General features: G+C 69.5%; 12 protein-coding genes and 1 tRNA gene. 10 read left to right on the top strand and 3 right to left on the bottom strand.

What is annotated here, in order from left to right:
* The first annotated feature begins 40 nt into the window (after positions 1-40).
* The 3 genes from NF556_RS18765 (at position 41) to NF556_RS18755 (ending at position 2,820) form a co-directional block, all read left to right on the top strand.
* A complete protein-coding gene (locus NF556_RS18765) occupies positions 41-1,672 on the top strand; it encodes an alpha/beta hydrolase (protein WP_252592712.1) in 1,632 nt (543 codons plus the stop codon).
* Positions 1,673-1,729: 57 nt separating this feature from the next.
* Positions 1,730-1,803: transfer RNA gene (locus NF556_RS18760), tRNA-Thr, on the top strand.
* Positions 1,804-2,025: 222 nt separating this feature from the next.
* Positions 2,026-2,820 carry a hypothetical protein gene (locus tag NF556_RS18755; protein WP_252592711.1) on the top strand — a complete coding sequence of 265 codons (795 nt, stop codon included), beginning with the start codon at positions 2,026-2,028 and terminating at the stop codon, positions 2,818-2,820.
* Between the two features lie 95 nt (positions 2,821-2,915).
* Here the strand turns inward: NF556_RS18755 and NF556_RS18750 are convergent, their stop codons facing one another.
* Positions 2,916-4,520 carry a DUF3352 domain-containing protein gene (locus tag NF556_RS18750; RefSeq protein WP_252592710.1) on the bottom strand — a complete coding sequence of 535 codons (1,605 nt, stop codon included), beginning with the start codon at positions 4,518-4,520 and terminating at the stop codon, positions 2,916-2,918.
* A 354-nt stretch (positions 4,521-4,874) separates the two neighbouring features.
* Between NF556_RS18750 and NF556_RS21455 the strand changes: the two genes are divergently transcribed.
* The gene (locus NF556_RS21455) at positions 4,875-6,563 is read left to right on the top strand and encodes a C40 family peptidase (RefSeq protein WP_289781765.1); all 1,689 of its coding nucleotides are present in this window, start codon (positions 4,875-4,877) and stop codon (positions 6,561-6,563) included.
* Positions 6,564-6,905: 342 nt separating this feature from the next.
* Here NF556_RS21455 and NF556_RS18740 read toward each other — a convergent pair whose 3' ends face one another.
* A complete protein-coding gene (locus NF556_RS18740) occupies positions 6,906-7,433 on the bottom strand; it encodes an inorganic diphosphatase (protein ID WP_109470903.1) in 528 nt (175 codons plus the stop codon).
* 99 nt (positions 7,434-7,532) lie between these two features.
* Between NF556_RS18740 and NF556_RS18735 the strand changes: the two genes are divergently transcribed.
* Positions 7,533-9,002 (top strand): D-alanyl-D-alanine carboxypeptidase/D-alanyl-D-alanine-endopeptidase, encoded by a 1,470-nt coding sequence (locus NF556_RS18735; RefSeq protein WP_252592709.1) that lies wholly within the window; start codon positions 7,533-7,535, stop codon positions 9,000-9,002.
* Between the two features lie 306 nt (positions 9,003-9,308).
* On the opposite strand, the gene NF556_RS18730 is transcribed toward NF556_RS18735, so the two are convergent.
* Positions 9,309-9,713, bottom strand: a complete 405-nt coding sequence (locus tag NF556_RS18730; RefSeq protein WP_252592708.1) for a hypothetical protein — start codon at positions 9,711-9,713, stop codon at positions 9,309-9,311.
* A gap of 152 nt (positions 9,714-9,865) precedes the next feature.
* On the opposite strand from NF556_RS18730, the gene NF556_RS18725 reads away from it, so the two are divergent.
* The 5 genes from NF556_RS18725 to folE all read left to right on the top strand — a co-directional run bounded on the left by NF556_RS18725 (position 9,866) and on the right by folE (position 15,417).
* Positions 9,866-11,011: a zinc-dependent metalloprotease gene (locus tag NF556_RS18725; protein WP_252592707.1), complete on the top strand. Its 1,146-nt coding sequence runs from the start codon at positions 9,866-9,868 to the stop codon at positions 11,009-11,011.
* Positions 11,012-11,020: 9 nt separating this feature from the next.
* Entirely contained in the window at positions 11,021-12,016 is a 996-nt protein-coding gene (gene tilS, locus NF556_RS18720) for a tRNA lysidine(34) synthetase TilS (RefSeq protein WP_252592706.1), read from the top strand.
* 84 nt (positions 12,017-12,100) lie between these two features.
* Positions 12,101-12,652 carry a hypoxanthine phosphoribosyltransferase gene (gene hpt / locus NF556_RS18715; RefSeq protein ID WP_252592705.1) on the top strand — a complete coding sequence of 184 codons (552 nt, stop codon included), beginning with the start codon at positions 12,101-12,103 and terminating at the stop codon, positions 12,650-12,652.
* A gap of 175 nt (positions 12,653-12,827) precedes the next feature.
* The gene (gene ftsH, locus NF556_RS18710) at positions 12,828-14,846 is read left to right on the top strand and encodes an ATP-dependent zinc metalloprotease FtsH (protein ID WP_252592704.1); all 2,019 of its coding nucleotides are present in this window, start codon (positions 12,828-12,830) and stop codon (positions 14,844-14,846) included.
* 1 nt (position 14,847) lies between these two features.
* On the top strand, positions 14,848-15,417 hold the full coding sequence (folE, locus tag NF556_RS18705) for a GTP cyclohydrolase I FolE (RefSeq protein WP_252592703.1): 570 nt from the start codon (positions 14,848-14,850) through the stop codon (positions 15,415-15,417).
* Positions 15,418-15,425 lie beyond the last annotated feature (8 nt).

Here is a 15,425-nt window from a genome sequence, read left to right as displayed (position 1 = left end):
CCGACCGGGTGGACCAGGACTTTCCAGGAGAGGGACCAGCATGCGCGTGAGGACCAGGGCCGGAGGCCGGGGACGGCTGAGTCGGCTTGCTGTGGGCGGTGCCGTGCTGGCGCTGCTGGCCACCGGGTGCACCGGTGCGCCGGGCACCGAGGCGGTCGATCGTCCGGCCAGCTCGGCCGATGGGGGCGAGGCCTCCGCCGACGACGGGGGCAGCTCCAGTGACGACGGGCAGAGCACGAGTGACGACGGGGCCAGCACGGGCAGCGCCGCTCCTGCGGAGGTTCCGGAGGGGCTCGAGGAGTTCTACGAGCAGGAGCTGGCCTGGGAGAGCTGTGACGGTGGCGAGTGCGCCACGCTGACCGTCCCCATCAACTATGAGGAGCCGGACGGTGACACCATCGAGCTCTCCCTGCTGCGGGTCCCGGCGGGCGACAGCAAGCAGGGCTCCCTCGTGGTCAACCCCGGTGGTCCCGGAGGCTCGGGTGTCGACTACGCCACGCAGGCAGGTCTGGTGGTCTCTGACGGCGTGCGGGAGCACTTCGACATCGTCGGGTTCGATCCGCGGGGCGTGGCCCGTTCGGCGCCCATCGAGTGCTTCGACGACGCCCAGATGGACGACTACCTCGGGGCCGATCCGACGCCGGACGATGCGGCCGAGGAGGAGGCGTCCACCGAGCTGGTGAAGAACTTTGCCGCCGCCTGTGAGGAGAACGGCGGCGAGCTGCTGGGTCACGTCTCGACGGTTGAGGTGGCCCGCGACATGGATGTGCTGCGGGCAGCGCTGGGGGAGGACCAACTCGACTACCTCGGGGCGTCCTATGGCACCTTCATCGGCGCGACGTATGCCGAGTTGTTCCCGGCCAGCGTGGGTCGTTTCGTGCTGGACGGCGCGATCGACCCCACCATGAGCGGCAAGGACATGGGCCTGGGCCAGGCCGCCGGCTTCGAGCAGGCCACCCGAGAGTATGTCCAGAGTTGCGTCGACGGCGGCGACTGCCCGCTGGGCGATGACGTCGACTCCGGCATGGAGGGCATCACGACCTTCCTGGACGAGCTCGACGCCAATCCGCTCCCGCTCGACGGTGACGCTGCGGGCGAGTTGACCGAGGGCTGGGGTGTCCTCGGCATCATCGTGGCGATGTATGACGAAGGGGCCTGGCCGATCCTGACCCAGGCGCTGCGGGCCGCTCAGGACGGGGACCCGACCACGCTGATGTTCCTGGCCAATATCTATGCCGGTCGCTCCTCGGACGGTGTCTATGACGGCAACAGCATGCAGGCCATCACGGCGGTGAACTGCCTGGACCGCGCCGCGGAGCCAGAGCTCGATCGCGATCAGGTGCTGGCCGAGTTCGAGGAGGTCGCCCCCACGTTTGGGCGTTACCTCGCGGGCGAGGGGGCCTGCGCCTACTGGCCGGTGGAGGCACAGACCGTGCTCGAGGACTATGACGGTGAGGGCGCGGCACCGATCGTGGTGATCGGGACAACCCGCGACCCGGCGACTCCCTATGAGTGGGCGGAGTCCCTGGCCGACACCCTGTCCTCCGGTGTGCTGATCAGCTACGACGGTGACGGGCACACGGCATACGGCCGCTCCAATGACTGCGTCGACGGTGCCGTCGACGCCTATCTGACCGAGGGGACCGTCCCCGAGGACGGGCTGTCCTGCTGATTCGCTCCGCGGTGACGCGATCGGTTATCCTCCCTGGGCACCCTTTCGATGGTGCGTGCCGCCTTAGCTCAGTCGGCTAGAGCGATTCACTCGTAATGAATAGGTCATCGGTTCGATTCCGATAGGCGGCTCCGAGAAGGGCCTCTGACCAGCAGAACTGCTGGCCGGGGGCCCTTTGTCGTGCCGTGACGCGATCTGCAATACTCCACCTCGGCACGCGGGGGTTGATGGATGTCTTGGGGCCTTGGGGAGACAGGTTTCACGCCATGGAGCCGCGACGCCGCACAGACACGGAAACTGCCGGACAGGCACAAACCGCCCGCGCCTCCGCCGGGTGAGATTGGGGATGGATCATGACCGAGCACGAACCGCAGGAACCTGCACGCGACGCAACACCGGGGCAGCCCACCGAACAGCCAGAGAGCACTGGGCAGCCGCAGAACACCGAACAGCCACAGAGCACTGGGCAGCAGCAGAATCGGGACCCCTCTGTCCAGCAGGTCGCCGACGGAGCCCGGCAGATCGCTGCTGGTGCCAAGGGTTTCTTCGTCACGAGGGTCGCTCCAGCCGCCCAGAGTGCCGGCAAGTCTGTTCGCCAGGCAGTGAACGAGGCCGCAGACACCTCTGGTCAGGCCAACCCCCTGCCAGGGTGGGCGCGCTGGGCACCACCAGCCTTGGCCGCCTGCGCGTTCTTCGTGCTGCTCGCGCTCTTCCTCCCGGCCGCCTCGGTCCTGGGGTTTTCCGCGAATCTGCTCGGCGATGAGTTCAGTGGCGAGGGGTGGTTCCTGCTGGTCCTCCTGCTCGTGACGATCGCGGCTGCCGCGGTCGCCACGCTGCGTCCGGCGCGCTGGTCGCGACTCACCGCTGGGATCATCGGCGTCATCACGGCCCTGATCGGCGTCATTGACGGGTTCATGCTGATGAGTCAGGTCAGTGGCAGCAGGGGCATGTCCGTCGGCCCCGGCCTGCTGTTCCTGACCCTGTGGTCGGTGGGGATGCTCCTGGCTGCTGTCGGCATCCTGTGGTCGCTGCGCAGTGCGCCGACGCCCGCAGCTCAGCAGCCGGCTGCTGGCTTGGGTGAGCAGCCGCAGGAGCCACACCGACCGTCGCAGTCCCCTCCTCCTCCGCCTCCGGCAGAGTGGCAGTGACACCGCCACCCTGTTAGGTCGCGCACACGAGCAAGGCCCACCCGGACGGTGTCCGGGTGGGCCTTGTGCCGTGGACTGTCAGGTCCCGGCGTCGATCACTCGTCAGCCACGAAGCGGAGGGTGAAGTCTCCGTTGCCGTCGGCGTCGCTGCTGGCGCTGTAACCCACGGCGGCCAGCAGTTCGAGCGCGTCGCGGCCCTCGTCCTCGGGGATCTCACTGAGGTAGAGGTGCTCGAAGCTGTTGACGTTGACATAGAACACGGAGTCAGCGTCGCCCGCGTTGGGCACGGCCGCCTGGAAGGTGGCCTTGTCACCCAGGCCGCCGTCGGCGGCAACCGCGTCGACGTAGGACTGGCTCACGCCCAGGGTGAGCACGCCGTCGCTGGTGTCACGGATCAGGAGCTGGTCGAGCTCGGGCTCGCCCGTCAGGTCCAGGACCCGGGTCAGGAGGTCCTCCGCCGCGGCGGTGTCAGTCTCTGACCGGTAGGCGATCTCCCACGCCTCGAAGTTCTCCGGGTCGTTCTGGAGGTCCAGGACGCCGGGGCCGACCGAGAGCACCAGGCTGGAGCCGACCAGGGTCTGGATGTCGTCCGGCAGGGTGAACCCTGCCTCGGCTGCCTGCGACTCGGCCTCGGCCGCGTCCTCCGGGAACTGCTCCTTGAGCATCTTGTAACCCTCGGCGACGAACTGGTCGCCGTGCTCCAGGCTGAAGGCGCCAACGGTGTCCTCTGGCAGGCCCAGGATCAGCTGACCGCTGTCGTCGCCGTCGACCCCGAGGCCGTCGATGCCGCGGGTCACGCCGCTGAGCTCGATGGAGTTCTCCGAGAAGCGCAGGGACGCCGCGAAGCGACCGGTCGCCATCTCCTCGGCGAGCTGGCTCGTGCCAGACATGCTGCCCAGCGCCCCGGAGGGGTCCATCCCGGCAGCGGAGTCGAGAGACTGCGCGGCGATCGGGCTGTCGGCCAGGGTGGCCAGCGGCTCGGCGTCGACCCAGGCAGAGAGCACGCCCTCGTCACCGAGTGCGTCCATGTCCTCGCGGAAGGTGTCCTTGTCGGCCAGCGTGCCGGCCTCGGTCTTGTCCTGCATGGTGGTGACAGCGTCAGTGGTGGTCAGCACGGCGTAGTCGCCATGGAAGTACCAGTCCAGGCCACCCTCGGAGGCCTCGCCCGAGGCGTTGGTGGCCTCCTGGAGCTTGGTCAGGCCGGCGTCCGCAGCCTCCTCGTCCTTGACCTGAAGGGCGATGCCGAAGTAGGGCTCGTCACTGCCGTTGGGCACCAGACCCAGGGCCATCCGGTCACCAAGCCACGGCTCGATGTCTTCCTCGTAGTTGATTGCGGCAAACGCCTCGTCCTCCTCGGCCATCCACTCGAAGGCCTGAGCGCGGATGTCGTCGCCGTTCAGGGCGTCCAGGACCTCGTCGTCCAGCCCCTCAAAGAAGCGCACTGCGGCGATCTTCTGGCCGACCTGCGGGTCGATGTCGAGGCGGATATAGGCGGCCGTCTCCTCGGGCAGTGCACTGGCTGGCTGATCGCCGCCGCCGCCGAGCATTCGGGTGGCCGCCCAGGCGCCACCACCGATCACGAGTGCGGCCACGACGGCCAACACGATCAGCAGGACGGGTCGGCTCTTGCTCTGGGTGGGTGGCTCGTAGGTGTAGGACGAACTCTGGCCGTCGAATGTGCCAGCGGGTGGTGCAGTCATGACTCTCCCCCTCGGGTGTGGTGTGGCGGGCCCCATCGGCCCACGGCAGCCGTAGGACGGACCCTGCAGCCCTCAGGATACCGGTCAACCGGCTTTCGTTATCAGATCGTTACCGGGTGATCGAAGTCTGTGAAGAGTCCACGTCCGGCGTGGGAAGACCTGCTGAAAGACATGGGTGTTATTTCGAACGTTTTCGGCCGCCCGAGCGCCTGTTACGCCTGATGCGGCTGTGACCAGTGCAAATACGTGTGACTGAAGTTTCTTTTGTTGCTGAATGGCCCTACTGTCATCTGCGGCCGCACAGCCTGTTTGCCCCCGAGGTGCGGCCTCCGCCTTGTTGGAAGTGAGTTTGTTGTGACTCTCCCCGGACGCCGCTGCCGCTACGGCGCGCTCATGACCGGCGCCTTTCTGCTCGCATCCGCACTGCCTGCAGCAGCTGTCGAGGACTACGTCCCCTCCGAGGAGGAGGTCCGCGCTGCTCAGCAGGTCGTGGTGAACGCCGAGGGGCGAGTCCACGAACTCGACGGCCTCATGCTCGGCTACACCGAGCAACTCCGTGCCGCCCAGCAGTCCGCAGAGAGCGCCGCGGAGGACTCGGCGCTCGCCACCCACGAGGCCGAGACCGCAGCTGCCGAGGCCAGTCGTCTGGCAGAGGAGGCCGCGGAGGCAGCCAGCGTGGCGGACGAGACCAACCAGGTGCTGGGCCGACATGCGGCCGAGGCTTACAAGTCCGGTGGGCTCTCGACCCTGGAGGTCCTGCTCGCTGACGGTCCCGAGACGCTGATCGACCGGGCGGGGGCCCTCGACGTCGTGGGGCGCATCCGCGCGCGGGACATGAATGACGCCTCCCTCGCCTCCGGGACCGCCGAGGCCCTCGAGCGCGAGGCCGCACTGGCAGCAGCGCAGTCCGAGGCCGCGGCCATCCGGGCCGAAGAGGCCAATGACACCGCCGCGGAGGTGCTGGCCGACGCCGAAGCACGTAGCACCCAGCTGGCCACCGACCGTGAGGCAACCGTCCTCGAGCTCGCCCGGCTGCGCGATGTGTCCGTCCAGACCGAGCTGACGCGACAGACCCATCTGCAGGAAGAGGCCGACCGAATCGCTGCCGAGGCAGAGGCTCGGCGCGTCGAGGAACTGCTTGCTCAGGAGCGGGCCGCAGAGCAGGAGCGTCTGGCAGCCGAGGCGCAGCCGGAGCCGGGCGACTCGGAGCCCGCCCCGGTGACGGACCCCGTCGAACCCGCTCCCTCACCGGAGCCCACGCCCGACCCGGAGCCGGCACCCGAGCCGGATCCCGCTCCAGCGCCCGAGCCGGATCCCACACCGTCCCCGACGCCAGACCCGACTCCCAGCCCGACGCCTGCGCCGAGCCCGTCACCGACGCCAGACCCGACGCCTCCGCCGGCTCCGTCACCGACGCCCACACCTCCGCCGGCCCCGTCGCCGACGCCCACACCTCCGCCGGCTCCATCGCCGACGCCCACACCTCCGCCGGCTCCATCGCCGACGCCCACACCTCCGCCCGCTCCGAGCCCGACACCTCCGCCGGCTCCCGAGCCCCCGCCGGCGCCGTCACCTACCCCTCCGCCTGCTCCGAGCCCGACGCCGCCTCCGGCTCCCACACCTCCGCCCGCCCCCGAGCCGCCGCCGGCACCAGCCCCCGGCCCGACCCCGGGTGCTGAGACCGCGATCTCTTTCGCGCACCAGCAGATCGGCAAGCCCTACATCTGGGGCAGCGATGGCCCCAACGGCTTCGACTGCTCGGGCCTGACGAAGGCGTCGTGGTCCCAGGCCGGGGTCTATCTGACGCACTCCAGTCGGATCCAGTATCAGCAGGCTGCGAAGGTGCCGGTCAGTGAGGCACAGCGCGGTGACCTGTTGTTCTACAGCAACGACGGCACCCAGGCTGGCATCTTCCACGTCGCGATCTATCTGGGCGACGGCCAGGTCATCCACTCGATCCGGGACTGGTCCAGCTGGGATGGCACCAAGGTCACCGGGATGTACTACTCCTCGGGCCTGCTGCCCCTCGCCGGCCGCGTCTGACGGACGGTTGTCGACCCAGGTCGTGCCAGACAAGCGCAGCATTTCGATGCTGGCCTTCTCGTCCTGCAGTGCGACTGACCGCGCCTCGTGGAACGGCCCGATGCGTCCTTGACCTGAAGCCTCGTTGACCGGGAAGACCTGGGACTGGTGCCGGATCGGCGCTGCCACAACGGGGCCCCGACGCGGGACACGCCGCAACGATGGACGCACAGTGCGCGACACGCCGGGGGTGCCCGGAGAGTCACTCAGGACAACACTGAGCCCCCGCCACCACATGGGTGACGGGGGCTTGGTGTTGCTCAATCAGCGCGGCTGGCGGCGTGGCGCAGCCTGGCTGCTGGGTCAGTGCGCCTGGTTGCCCGGCCCGGCCCAGCGCGCGGTGGTCAGACCCGCGTCCTTGGCCCGCTGAACCGACTCGTGGTAGGTCTGCTCGGCCTCGGCGCGACCGGCCCAGTGGGCGCCCTCCACGGACTTGCCCGGCTCTAGGTCCTTATAGACCTCGAAGAAGTGCTGGATCTCCAGGCGGGTGTGGTCGCCGATGTGCTCCAGCTCGCGGATGTTGGACTTGCGCGGGTCGTCGGCGGGGACGCAGATGATCTTGTCGTCGCCACCGGCCTCGTCACGCATGTGGAACATGCCGATGGGGCGTGCGGCCACCAGGCAGCCCGGCCAGGTGGGCTCATCGAGCAGCACCAGGGCGTCCAGCGGATCGCCGTCCTCACCGAGAGTGTCCTCGATGTAGCCGTAGTCAGCCGGGTAGCGGGTGGCGGTGAACAGCATCCGGTCGAGCCGGATCCGCCCGGTGGCGTGGTCCACCTCGTACTTGTTGCGGCTTCCCTGCGGGATCTCGATGGTCACGTCGAAATGCATGAGGTCAACCTTTCATAGTCGGAACGGATCGAAGGTTGTGTGACTACTCTTCTGGGAAGAGTTTCGCCCACAAACGCGATTTCGCAGAAAGCAGGGGTCATGGTGAGACGGCACCGCACCGTAGCAGCGCTGCTGACGGTCGGGCTCGCCCTGCCTTCAACAGCAGCGTATGCCGACAGTGCCGGTGTGCAGGTGCGGGGGCCTGCCGCGGTGGTTGGCTCGGTGGAGTTGGAGGGTGCAGGGGCGGGTTCGGCGAGCGCCGCGCAGGCCGCGGTCCGCCCGCAGGTTGCGCCCACCCCACCCCCGGTGCTCACCCCTGTTGCCGACGGTGTGGCGGTCGACCAAGAGGCTGTTGCCTCGGTCATCACCGATGACCTCGACAGCGACTGGTTGGGGGATCGGGCGCACGTCGGGGTGGCCGTCTTTGACGTGGAGACCGGCGAGAAGCTGTTCAGCAGGCTGGCCGATCAGGGTCTGACACCGGCGTCCACGACCAAGCTGCTCGCAGCGGCGGCCATCGTGAATGCCCTGCCGATGGATGAGCCGTTTCGCACCGAGGTGGTCACTGGGCCGGAGGCCGACCAGATCGTCCTGGTCGCTGGCGGTGACATGATGCTGGCGCGCGGAGCGGGGGACCCCGACGCGGTGGAGGGTCACGCAGGCCTGGGGGACCTGGCAGACCAGACGGCGGCGGCGCTCAAGGAGCGTGGGCTGGGCGTCGACGGACACCAGGTGCGACTGCGTCTGGACACCAGTTATGCCTCTGGCCCGATCCGGCCGGAGGGCTGGACCGACTACTGGCTCGACGAGGGCTTCACGGGCCCGATCACGTTGTTGGGGCTGCAGGAAGATCGTGCCGTGCCCTACAACCCTGCTCCCCGCGACCCGGCGCAGGCAACGGCGATCGCCTTCCGGCAGGCGCTGACCGAGCGCGGGATCGACGTCGGGGGCGGTCCCGCGACCGAGGTGCCCCGAGAGGTGGCCCGCGAGGGCGCTGAGCAGCTGGGTGTGGTCGAGTCGTCACCGGCGCGCGATGTGTTGGCCGAGGCGATGTCCAGCAGTGACAACGCGATGGTCGAGCAACTGGCCCGCCAGGCCGCTGTCGCCGACGGCGCCAGCGCCGAGCCCGCGGCGGTCCGCGACTGGGTCGTGCAGCAGGTCGCCGACTATGGCGTGGACACCACCGACGTCACGATCGCGGACGTGTCCGGTCTCTCGGACGGCTCGCTGATCCCCGTCCGGGTGCTGGCTGAGCTGCTCGTGATCGGCGCCGACGGCAGCCACCCGGAGTTCTCTGAGGTCCTGCGGGAGCTGCCGATCGCGGGCTACACCGGCACGTTGTGGGACCGCTTCCACCTCGACGCGCACGACCCTGCCGTGGGCGTGGCCCGAGCCAAGACCGGCTCGCTGCCCGGCGTCACCTCGCTGGCCGGCCTGGTCGTGACCCGTGACAGCCGACTGCTGGCCTACGCCGTGATCGCCGACGAGGTCGGCCAGGACGGGGCCGGGCTGGAGGCCCGGTCGGTCATCGACACGATCATTGCCGAGCTCGCTGCCTGCGGCTGCTGACCACGCGCGCTCGCTGAGTTGCTGATCGCGCGCTTGCTGAGTTGCTGATCGCGCGCTTGCTGAACAGCGCGCGATCGCGTTGGCTGCCGCTCACATCGTGCGGCCCGTGCCCACCCCATCGTGCATTCAGACAGGCAATGTCGGGACGCCGTTGGCATCTGCCCTGGTCAGGGCTTCGGGCTGGTCGGGCCGTCATCACGTCGCCTGTCTGGGTGCACGGTTCGGCGACCTGGTCACCGCCTGTGGCGTGACGGGAGTGGCAGGTGTGACGGCTGTTGGCGGGAGTGGCGCTGCGCTGGCCCCTCGCTAGTCCACGGGGATGTTGTGCGGTGGCAGGTGGCCGCGCTGGATCGCGGTGGCCACGTCCTGGATCGCGCGGCCGCTGTCGCTCCACGAGCCTGCGGCCTCCTCCCAGACCGGGGTCCAGTCGAGGCGTGCCTCGATGGTCCAGTGCTGGCCAAAGATGATGCGCCTCAGGATCACGAATGGCAGCAGGAGCAGGATCAGCAGGAACTCCAGGCTGGCCACGAGGGCCAGGATCAGGACCGGCAGACAGAGGATCAGCATGATCACGGTGAGGATCATGCTGATCGGGTCATCCCCGCTTGGCAGCTCGGGCATCCTCTCCCAGGTGCCCTTGAGCTTGCGGCGCCACGGCACCCAGCGACGGGTCACCCGCCAGGTTTGCCCGTGCGGATCCTTGATCTTCACGCGAGGCACCGTAACCGACCTGCGGCCGGTCGCGCCGGACCTGTCCACAGGCCGACCATGTGCTGACCGTGCGCCGACCCGGCTCGTGTCACGGCTCAGCCACCTGGGTGGACGATGGTGATCGCCCCAGCCTCGACCGTTAGGTTTGCTGCATGACGGATCTGCAGCGAGCTGACCGCGGCACGACCTCTGAGCCGGCTGGGGGAGGGGCCACTGCCGGGGCAAGTGCCAACGCCGGGGCGGACGCCACCGCCGGGGCAGGTTATGTCGACTGGGACTTCGCAGCCTCGGCCGGACGACGCCTCGCGCCGCCCGGACCCAAGGCGGGCCGTGCACAGATCGAGCGGCTCGTGGCCGAGCTGCGCGATGCCACCGAGCGAGCCGTCGAGCCGGTCGCCCACACCAGTGGACTGCGCGCCCCCGAGGAGGCCCCGACGCCGCTGGTCGTTGACCGCGGTGGCTGGATCGAGGCCAACACCGCCTCCCTGCGCGGCATGCTGGGGCCGGTGCTGGACCACGTCGTGACCCGCCGCAAGGACAACCAACCGTCCGAGACCGCCCAACGTTTCGGCGGTCGGATGACCGGCACCGAGGTCGCCGGCATGCTCGCCTGGATGAGCACCAAGGTGCTCGGACAATACGACCTCGCGCCCGAGGGCACACCGCGCCTGCTCCTGGTCGCCCCCAACATCCTCGCCGTGGAGCGCGACCTCGGCGTCGACCCGGCCGACTTCCGGCTCTGGGTCTGCCTGCACGAGGAGACCCACCGGGTGCAGTTCACCGCAGTGCCGTGGTTGCGCCAGCACATCGTCGACGCCGCTCGCGAGCTCGGGACCGAGCTGGTCCCCGAGTCCGACCAGATGAGCCAACGGCTCCAGGAGATCGTCACGGCACTGCCGGGCGTGCTGCGCGGTGAGAGCGACATCACGCAGGTGCTAGCCACGCCCGAGCAGCGTGAGCGCCTCGCCGAGGTCACCGCCGTCATGTCGCTGCTCGAGGGTCACGCCGACGTGATCATGGACGACGTCGGCCCCTCGGTGATCCCGAGCGTCGCCACGATCCGGGCACGGTTCCAGGAGCGCCGCAAGGGCTCCGGCGGGGTCGACCGCATCCTGCGCCGGCTGCTCGGCATGGACGCCAAGATGGCGCAGTATCGCGACGGCGCTGTCTTTGTCCGCTCGGTCACCGACCAGGTGGGCCGCGACGGCTTCAACCGGGTGTGGGAGTCCCCCGAGACACTCCCGCGCGCGGCCGAGATCGCCGACCCGGCCGCGTGGGTGCGCCGGGTCCACGGCTGAGCGACCCCGGTGGTCGGGCCCGCCCCGGACGTCGCCGCCACCCGCGTGGCGGTCCGCCGGGCCATGGCCTCGCGCGGCCTGACCGGTCAGCGGGTGGTGATCGCCTGCTCCGGCGGGGCTGATTCCCTGGCGCTGGCGGCAGCGGCAGGTTTCGAGGTGCCCCGGGCCGGTGGGAGCGTCGCCGGCGTCATCGTCGACCACGGGCTCCAGCCCGGTTCTGAGCAGGTCGCGGCGACGGCTGCGGACCAGTGCCGCTCTCTGGGCCTGGACCCCGTCGAGGTCGTGCGCGTGAGCGTGTCCGGTGCGGGGGAGGGCCCGGAGTCGGCCGCCCGCGACGCCCGTTATGCCGCGTTGACCGCGGCCGCCGAGCGGTTGGGCGCCGCTGCCATCCTGCTCGGCCACACCCGAGACGACCAGGCCGAGCAGGTGCTGCTCGGCCTGGCCCGTGGGTCCGGCACCCGCTCCCTGGCCGGTATGCCGCCCGCTCGCCCCGCGCAGACCTGCTCAGCTGTGCTGGTGGTGCGTCCCTTCCTGACCGTGCCGCGGACCGCCACCGAGGGCACCTGCCACGCCCTGGGCCTGACGCCCTGGAGCGACCCGCACAACACCGACGAGACGTTCACCAGGGTCCGGGCCCGCCGGGTCCTGCCGGTGCTCGAGCGCGAGCTCGGCCCTGGGGTGAGCGCCGCCCTGGCGCGCACTGCCGACCTGCTCCGCGACGACGCCGAGGCACTCGACGCCGCCGCGCACACGGCATACGAGGGGCTGGGGGAGCCACCGTGGCCGGTGAGCGGCCTGACCGCCCTGCCCGCCGCCATCCGCCGCCGGGTCTGGCGCGAGCTGGCCCTGCGCTCCGGATCGCCGTCGGGAGCACTCACGGGGGAGCACCTGCGAGCTGCCGACGCCCTGCTCACCGACTGGCACGGCCAGGGGCCGATCGACCTGCCGGGGGGCCTGCGGGTGCACCGGCGAGGAGACCTGGTGGCGCTGCTTCCGTCCCGCTGAGGGGCGGGCCCCGAGACGACCCACAGACCGGTCACGCCGCCCCGTTAGGGTGGGACCGCCCAACCCCCGAGCACAGGAGAGACCGTGGACGCCGAGCACATGGGTGCCGACCTCGAGCAGGTCATGTTCACCGAGGAGCAGATCCAGGCGCGCTTGGCCGAGCTGGCCGCCGACATCTGGGCCGACTACGAGGACAAGGACGTGCTGCTGGTCGGTGTGCTCAAGGGAGCGGTCGTGGTCATGTCCGACCTGATGCGGGCCCTGCCGGGCACCGCCGAGATGGACTGGATGGCGGTCAGTTCCTACGGGTCGGGCACCAAGTCCTCCGGGGTCGTGCGGATCCTCAAGGACCTCGACACCGACATCACCAACCGGCACGTGCTGATCGTCGAGGACATTATCGACTCCGGCCTCACGCTGAGCTGGATCCGCTCCAACCTGGACTCGCGCAGCCCGGCCTCCGTCGAGATCTGCACGCTGCTGCGCAAGCCCGACGCGGCCAAGGTGGAGATCGACGTGCGCTATGTCGGGTTCGACATTCCCAATGCGTTCGTGGTGGGCTACGGCCTGGACTATGCGGAGAAATACCGCAACCTGCGGGTCGTGGGCACCCTCGCCCCGCACGTGTACTCCTAACCAGTTCTACCCGTCCGTCCCACAGCCACTCCCACCTGGGAACGGGCTGGACGGCGGCACCTGCGGGTTTGTCTGGAACACTAGGACGACCTGGGGCGTTGGTTGCACCAGACACAGGCTTTGAATAAGCCAAGATTCGAGCAGGAGGACCGGGGCTTGCCCGCCCCGACAGTTGATGAGCAAACAGCGCACGCGTGGACCCTGGGTGTGGATCCTGATGATCCTCGGCCTCGGGATCCTCTGGTACACCCTGATGATGCCCAGCGCCTATGAGCGCATCGACACCTCCGAGGCCCTGGACCTGATCCGGGACGACAAGGTCGCCGAGGTCACGCTGACCCCCGACCGGGTCGACATGGTCCTCAAGGACGGTGAGACCTTCAGCAACGACGAGGTCGAGGATGCCGACCGGGTCCAGACCTTCTATGTCCCCTCCCGTGGCGACCTGATGATCTCCGAGTTCGAGGCGCACCCGCCGAGCGAGTCGATGACCGACGACCCGGAGCGCGGCAACTGGGTCACCTCGCTGCTGATGACGGTCATCCCGCTGCTGCTGATCCTGGGTCTGTTCCTGTTCCTGATGACCCGCATGCAGGGCGGTGGCCGCGGCGTCATGCAGTTCGGCAAGTCCAAGGCCAAGCTGGCCACCAAGGACATGCCCAAGGTCACCTTCTCCGACGTCGCCGGCGCGGACGAGGCCGTCGAGGAGCTCCACGAGATCAAGGAGTTCCTGGCCGAGCCCCGCAAGTTCCTCGAGGTCGGCGCCAAGATCCCCAAGGGCGTGCTGCTCTATGGCCCGCCCGGCACCGGCAAGACCCTGCTGGCCCGCGCTGTGGCCGGCGAGGCCGGGGTGCCGTTCTACACCATCTCCGGCTCGGACTTCGTCGAGATGTTCGTCGGTGTCGGTGCCTCCCGCGTGCGTGACCTGTTCAAGGAAGCCAAGGAAAACGCGCCCGCGATCATCTTCGTCGACGAGATCGACGCCGTCGGTCGCCACCGCGGCGCCGGCATGGGCGGTGGCCACGACGAGCGCGAGCAGACGCTCAACCAGCTCCTCGTGGAGATGGATGGCTTCGACGCCCACGCCAACGTCATCCTCATCGCGGCCACCAACCGCCCCGACATCCTCGACCCGGCACTGCTGCGCCCGGGCCGCTTCGACCGCCAGATCGCCGTCGAGGCCCCCGACATGCTGGGGCGCCTGCACATCCTGCAGGTCCACGGCAAGGGCAAGCCCCTGGCACCGGACGTCGACCTGATGGCCGTGGCCCGGCGCACCCCCGGCTTCTCCGGTGCGGACCTGGCCAACGTGCTCAACGAGGCCGCCCTGTTGACGGCGCGCCTGAACGAGACGGTGATCACCGACCGCCACATGGACGAGGCGATCGACCGCGTCATGGCCGGCCCGCAGAAGCGCAGCCGCATGATGAGCGCCAAGGAAAAGAAGATCACGGCCTATCACGAGGGCGGCCACGCCCTGGTGGCGGCGGCGATGCGCAACACCGACCCCGTCAGCAAGGTCACGATCCTGCCGCGCGGCCGGGCCCTGGGCTACACGATGGTCCTGCCGGCCGACGACAAATACTCCACGACCCGCAACGAGCTGCTCGACCAGCTGGCCTATGCCCTCGGCGGCCGGGTCGCCGAGGAGATGGTCTTCCACGACCCGACCACCGGCGCCTCCAACGACATCGAGAAGGCCACCGGCCTGGCCCGCAAGATGGTCACCGAGTTTGGCATGAGTGAGCGCATCGGCGCGGTCAAGCTCGGGTCGGGCAGCGGTGAGGTCTTCATGGGCCGCGACATGGGCCACGGGCGCGAGTTCTCTGAGGACCTCGCCGGCATCGTGGACCAGGAGGTGCGCCGCCTGATCGAGGCCGCCCACGACGAGGCCTGGCACGCGCTCAACGACAACCGGCACATCCTGGACCGCCTGGTGCTCGAGCTCCTCGAGAAGGAGACGCTCAACGCGGAGGCGATCGCCCAGGTCTTCCACGACGTGCACCAGCGGCCCGAGCGACCGGTGTGGCTGAGCGCCGACCACCGGGACGTGCACACCTCCGGCCCGGTCCTGACCGAGGCGGAGCAGCGGGCGATGTCCAACGGGCACAACCCGAGCGCCGGCCAGGAGCACCCGCCCGCAGAGGTGAGGGAGATCCCCGACGGCGGATTCGTCGACGGTGGCGAGCGCTGAGATGGATCTGCCCCGGATCGAGGCGGCGGTCCGGGAGATCCTGATCGCGGTCGGGGAGGACCCTGACCGCGAGGGGCTGCAGGAGACCCCCGCCCGCGTCGCGCGGTCCTATGAAGAGATCTTCTCGGGGCTCACCCAGGACCCGGAGACGGCGCTCTCGGCGACCTTCGACGTCGCCCACGACGAGATGGTCCTGGTCAAGGACATCGCGATGTACAGCACCTGCGAGCACCACCTGGTGCCCTTCCACGGCGTCGCCCACGTCGGCTACATCCCCGGCGTCGACGGGCGGGTCACCGGGCTGTCCAAGCTGGGGCGCCTGGTCGAGGTCTATGCCCGCCGCCCCCAGGTGCAGGAGCGCCTGACCACCCAGATCGCCCAGGCCCTCGAGGAGCACCTGCACCCGCGCGGCGTGATCGTGGTCATCGAGGCAGAGCACCTGTGCATGTCGATGCGCGGGGTCCGCAAGCCCGGCGCCACGACGATCACCTCGGCAGTGCGCGGCCAGCTCACCCACCCGGCCACCCGTGCCGAGGCGATGAGCCTGATCCTCGCCGACCGGGGACGGTGATCTCGGCG

The sequence above is a fragment of the Ornithinimicrobium faecis genome, from assembly GCF_023923225.1.
In the GTDB taxonomy this organism is placed as follows: Bacteria; Actinomycetota; Actinomycetes; order Actinomycetales; family Dermatophilaceae; genus Ornithinicoccus; species Ornithinicoccus faecis.
This window is presented reverse-complemented; position numbering and strand designations above follow the sequence as displayed.

What these genes read in the sequence shown, in the direction of transcription:
- NF556_RS18740 (WP_109470903.1), bottom strand. Translation starts at nt 7,433, where the DNA reads ATGCATTTCGACGTGACCATCGAGATCCCGCAGGGAAGCCGCAACAAG.
- NF556_RS18765 (WP_252592712.1), top strand. Translation starts at nt 41, where the DNA reads ATGCGCGTGAGGACCAGGGCCGGAGGCCGGGGACGGCTGAGTCGGCTT.
- NF556_RS18725 (WP_252592707.1), top strand. Translation starts at nt 9,866, where the DNA reads ATGACGGATCTGCAGCGAGCTGACCGCGGCACGACCTCTGAGCCGGCT.
- NF556_RS18750 (WP_252592710.1), bottom strand. Translation starts at nt 4,520, where the DNA reads ATGACTGCACCACCCGCTGGCACATTCGACGGCCAGAGTTCGTCCTAC.
- ftsH (WP_252592704.1), top strand. Translation starts at nt 12,828, where the DNA reads ATGAGCAAACAGCGCACGCGTGGACCCTGGGTGTGGATCCTGATGATC.
- folE (WP_252592703.1), top strand. Translation starts at nt 14,848, where the DNA reads ATGGATCTGCCCCGGATCGAGGCGGCGGTCCGGGAGATCCTGATCGCG.
- NF556_RS18755 (WP_252592711.1), top strand. Translation starts at nt 2,026, where the DNA reads ATGACCGAGCACGAACCGCAGGAACCTGCACGCGACGCAACACCGGGG.
- NF556_RS18735 (WP_252592709.1), top strand. Translation starts at nt 7,533, where the DNA reads ATGGTGAGACGGCACCGCACCGTAGCAGCGCTGCTGACGGTCGGGCTC.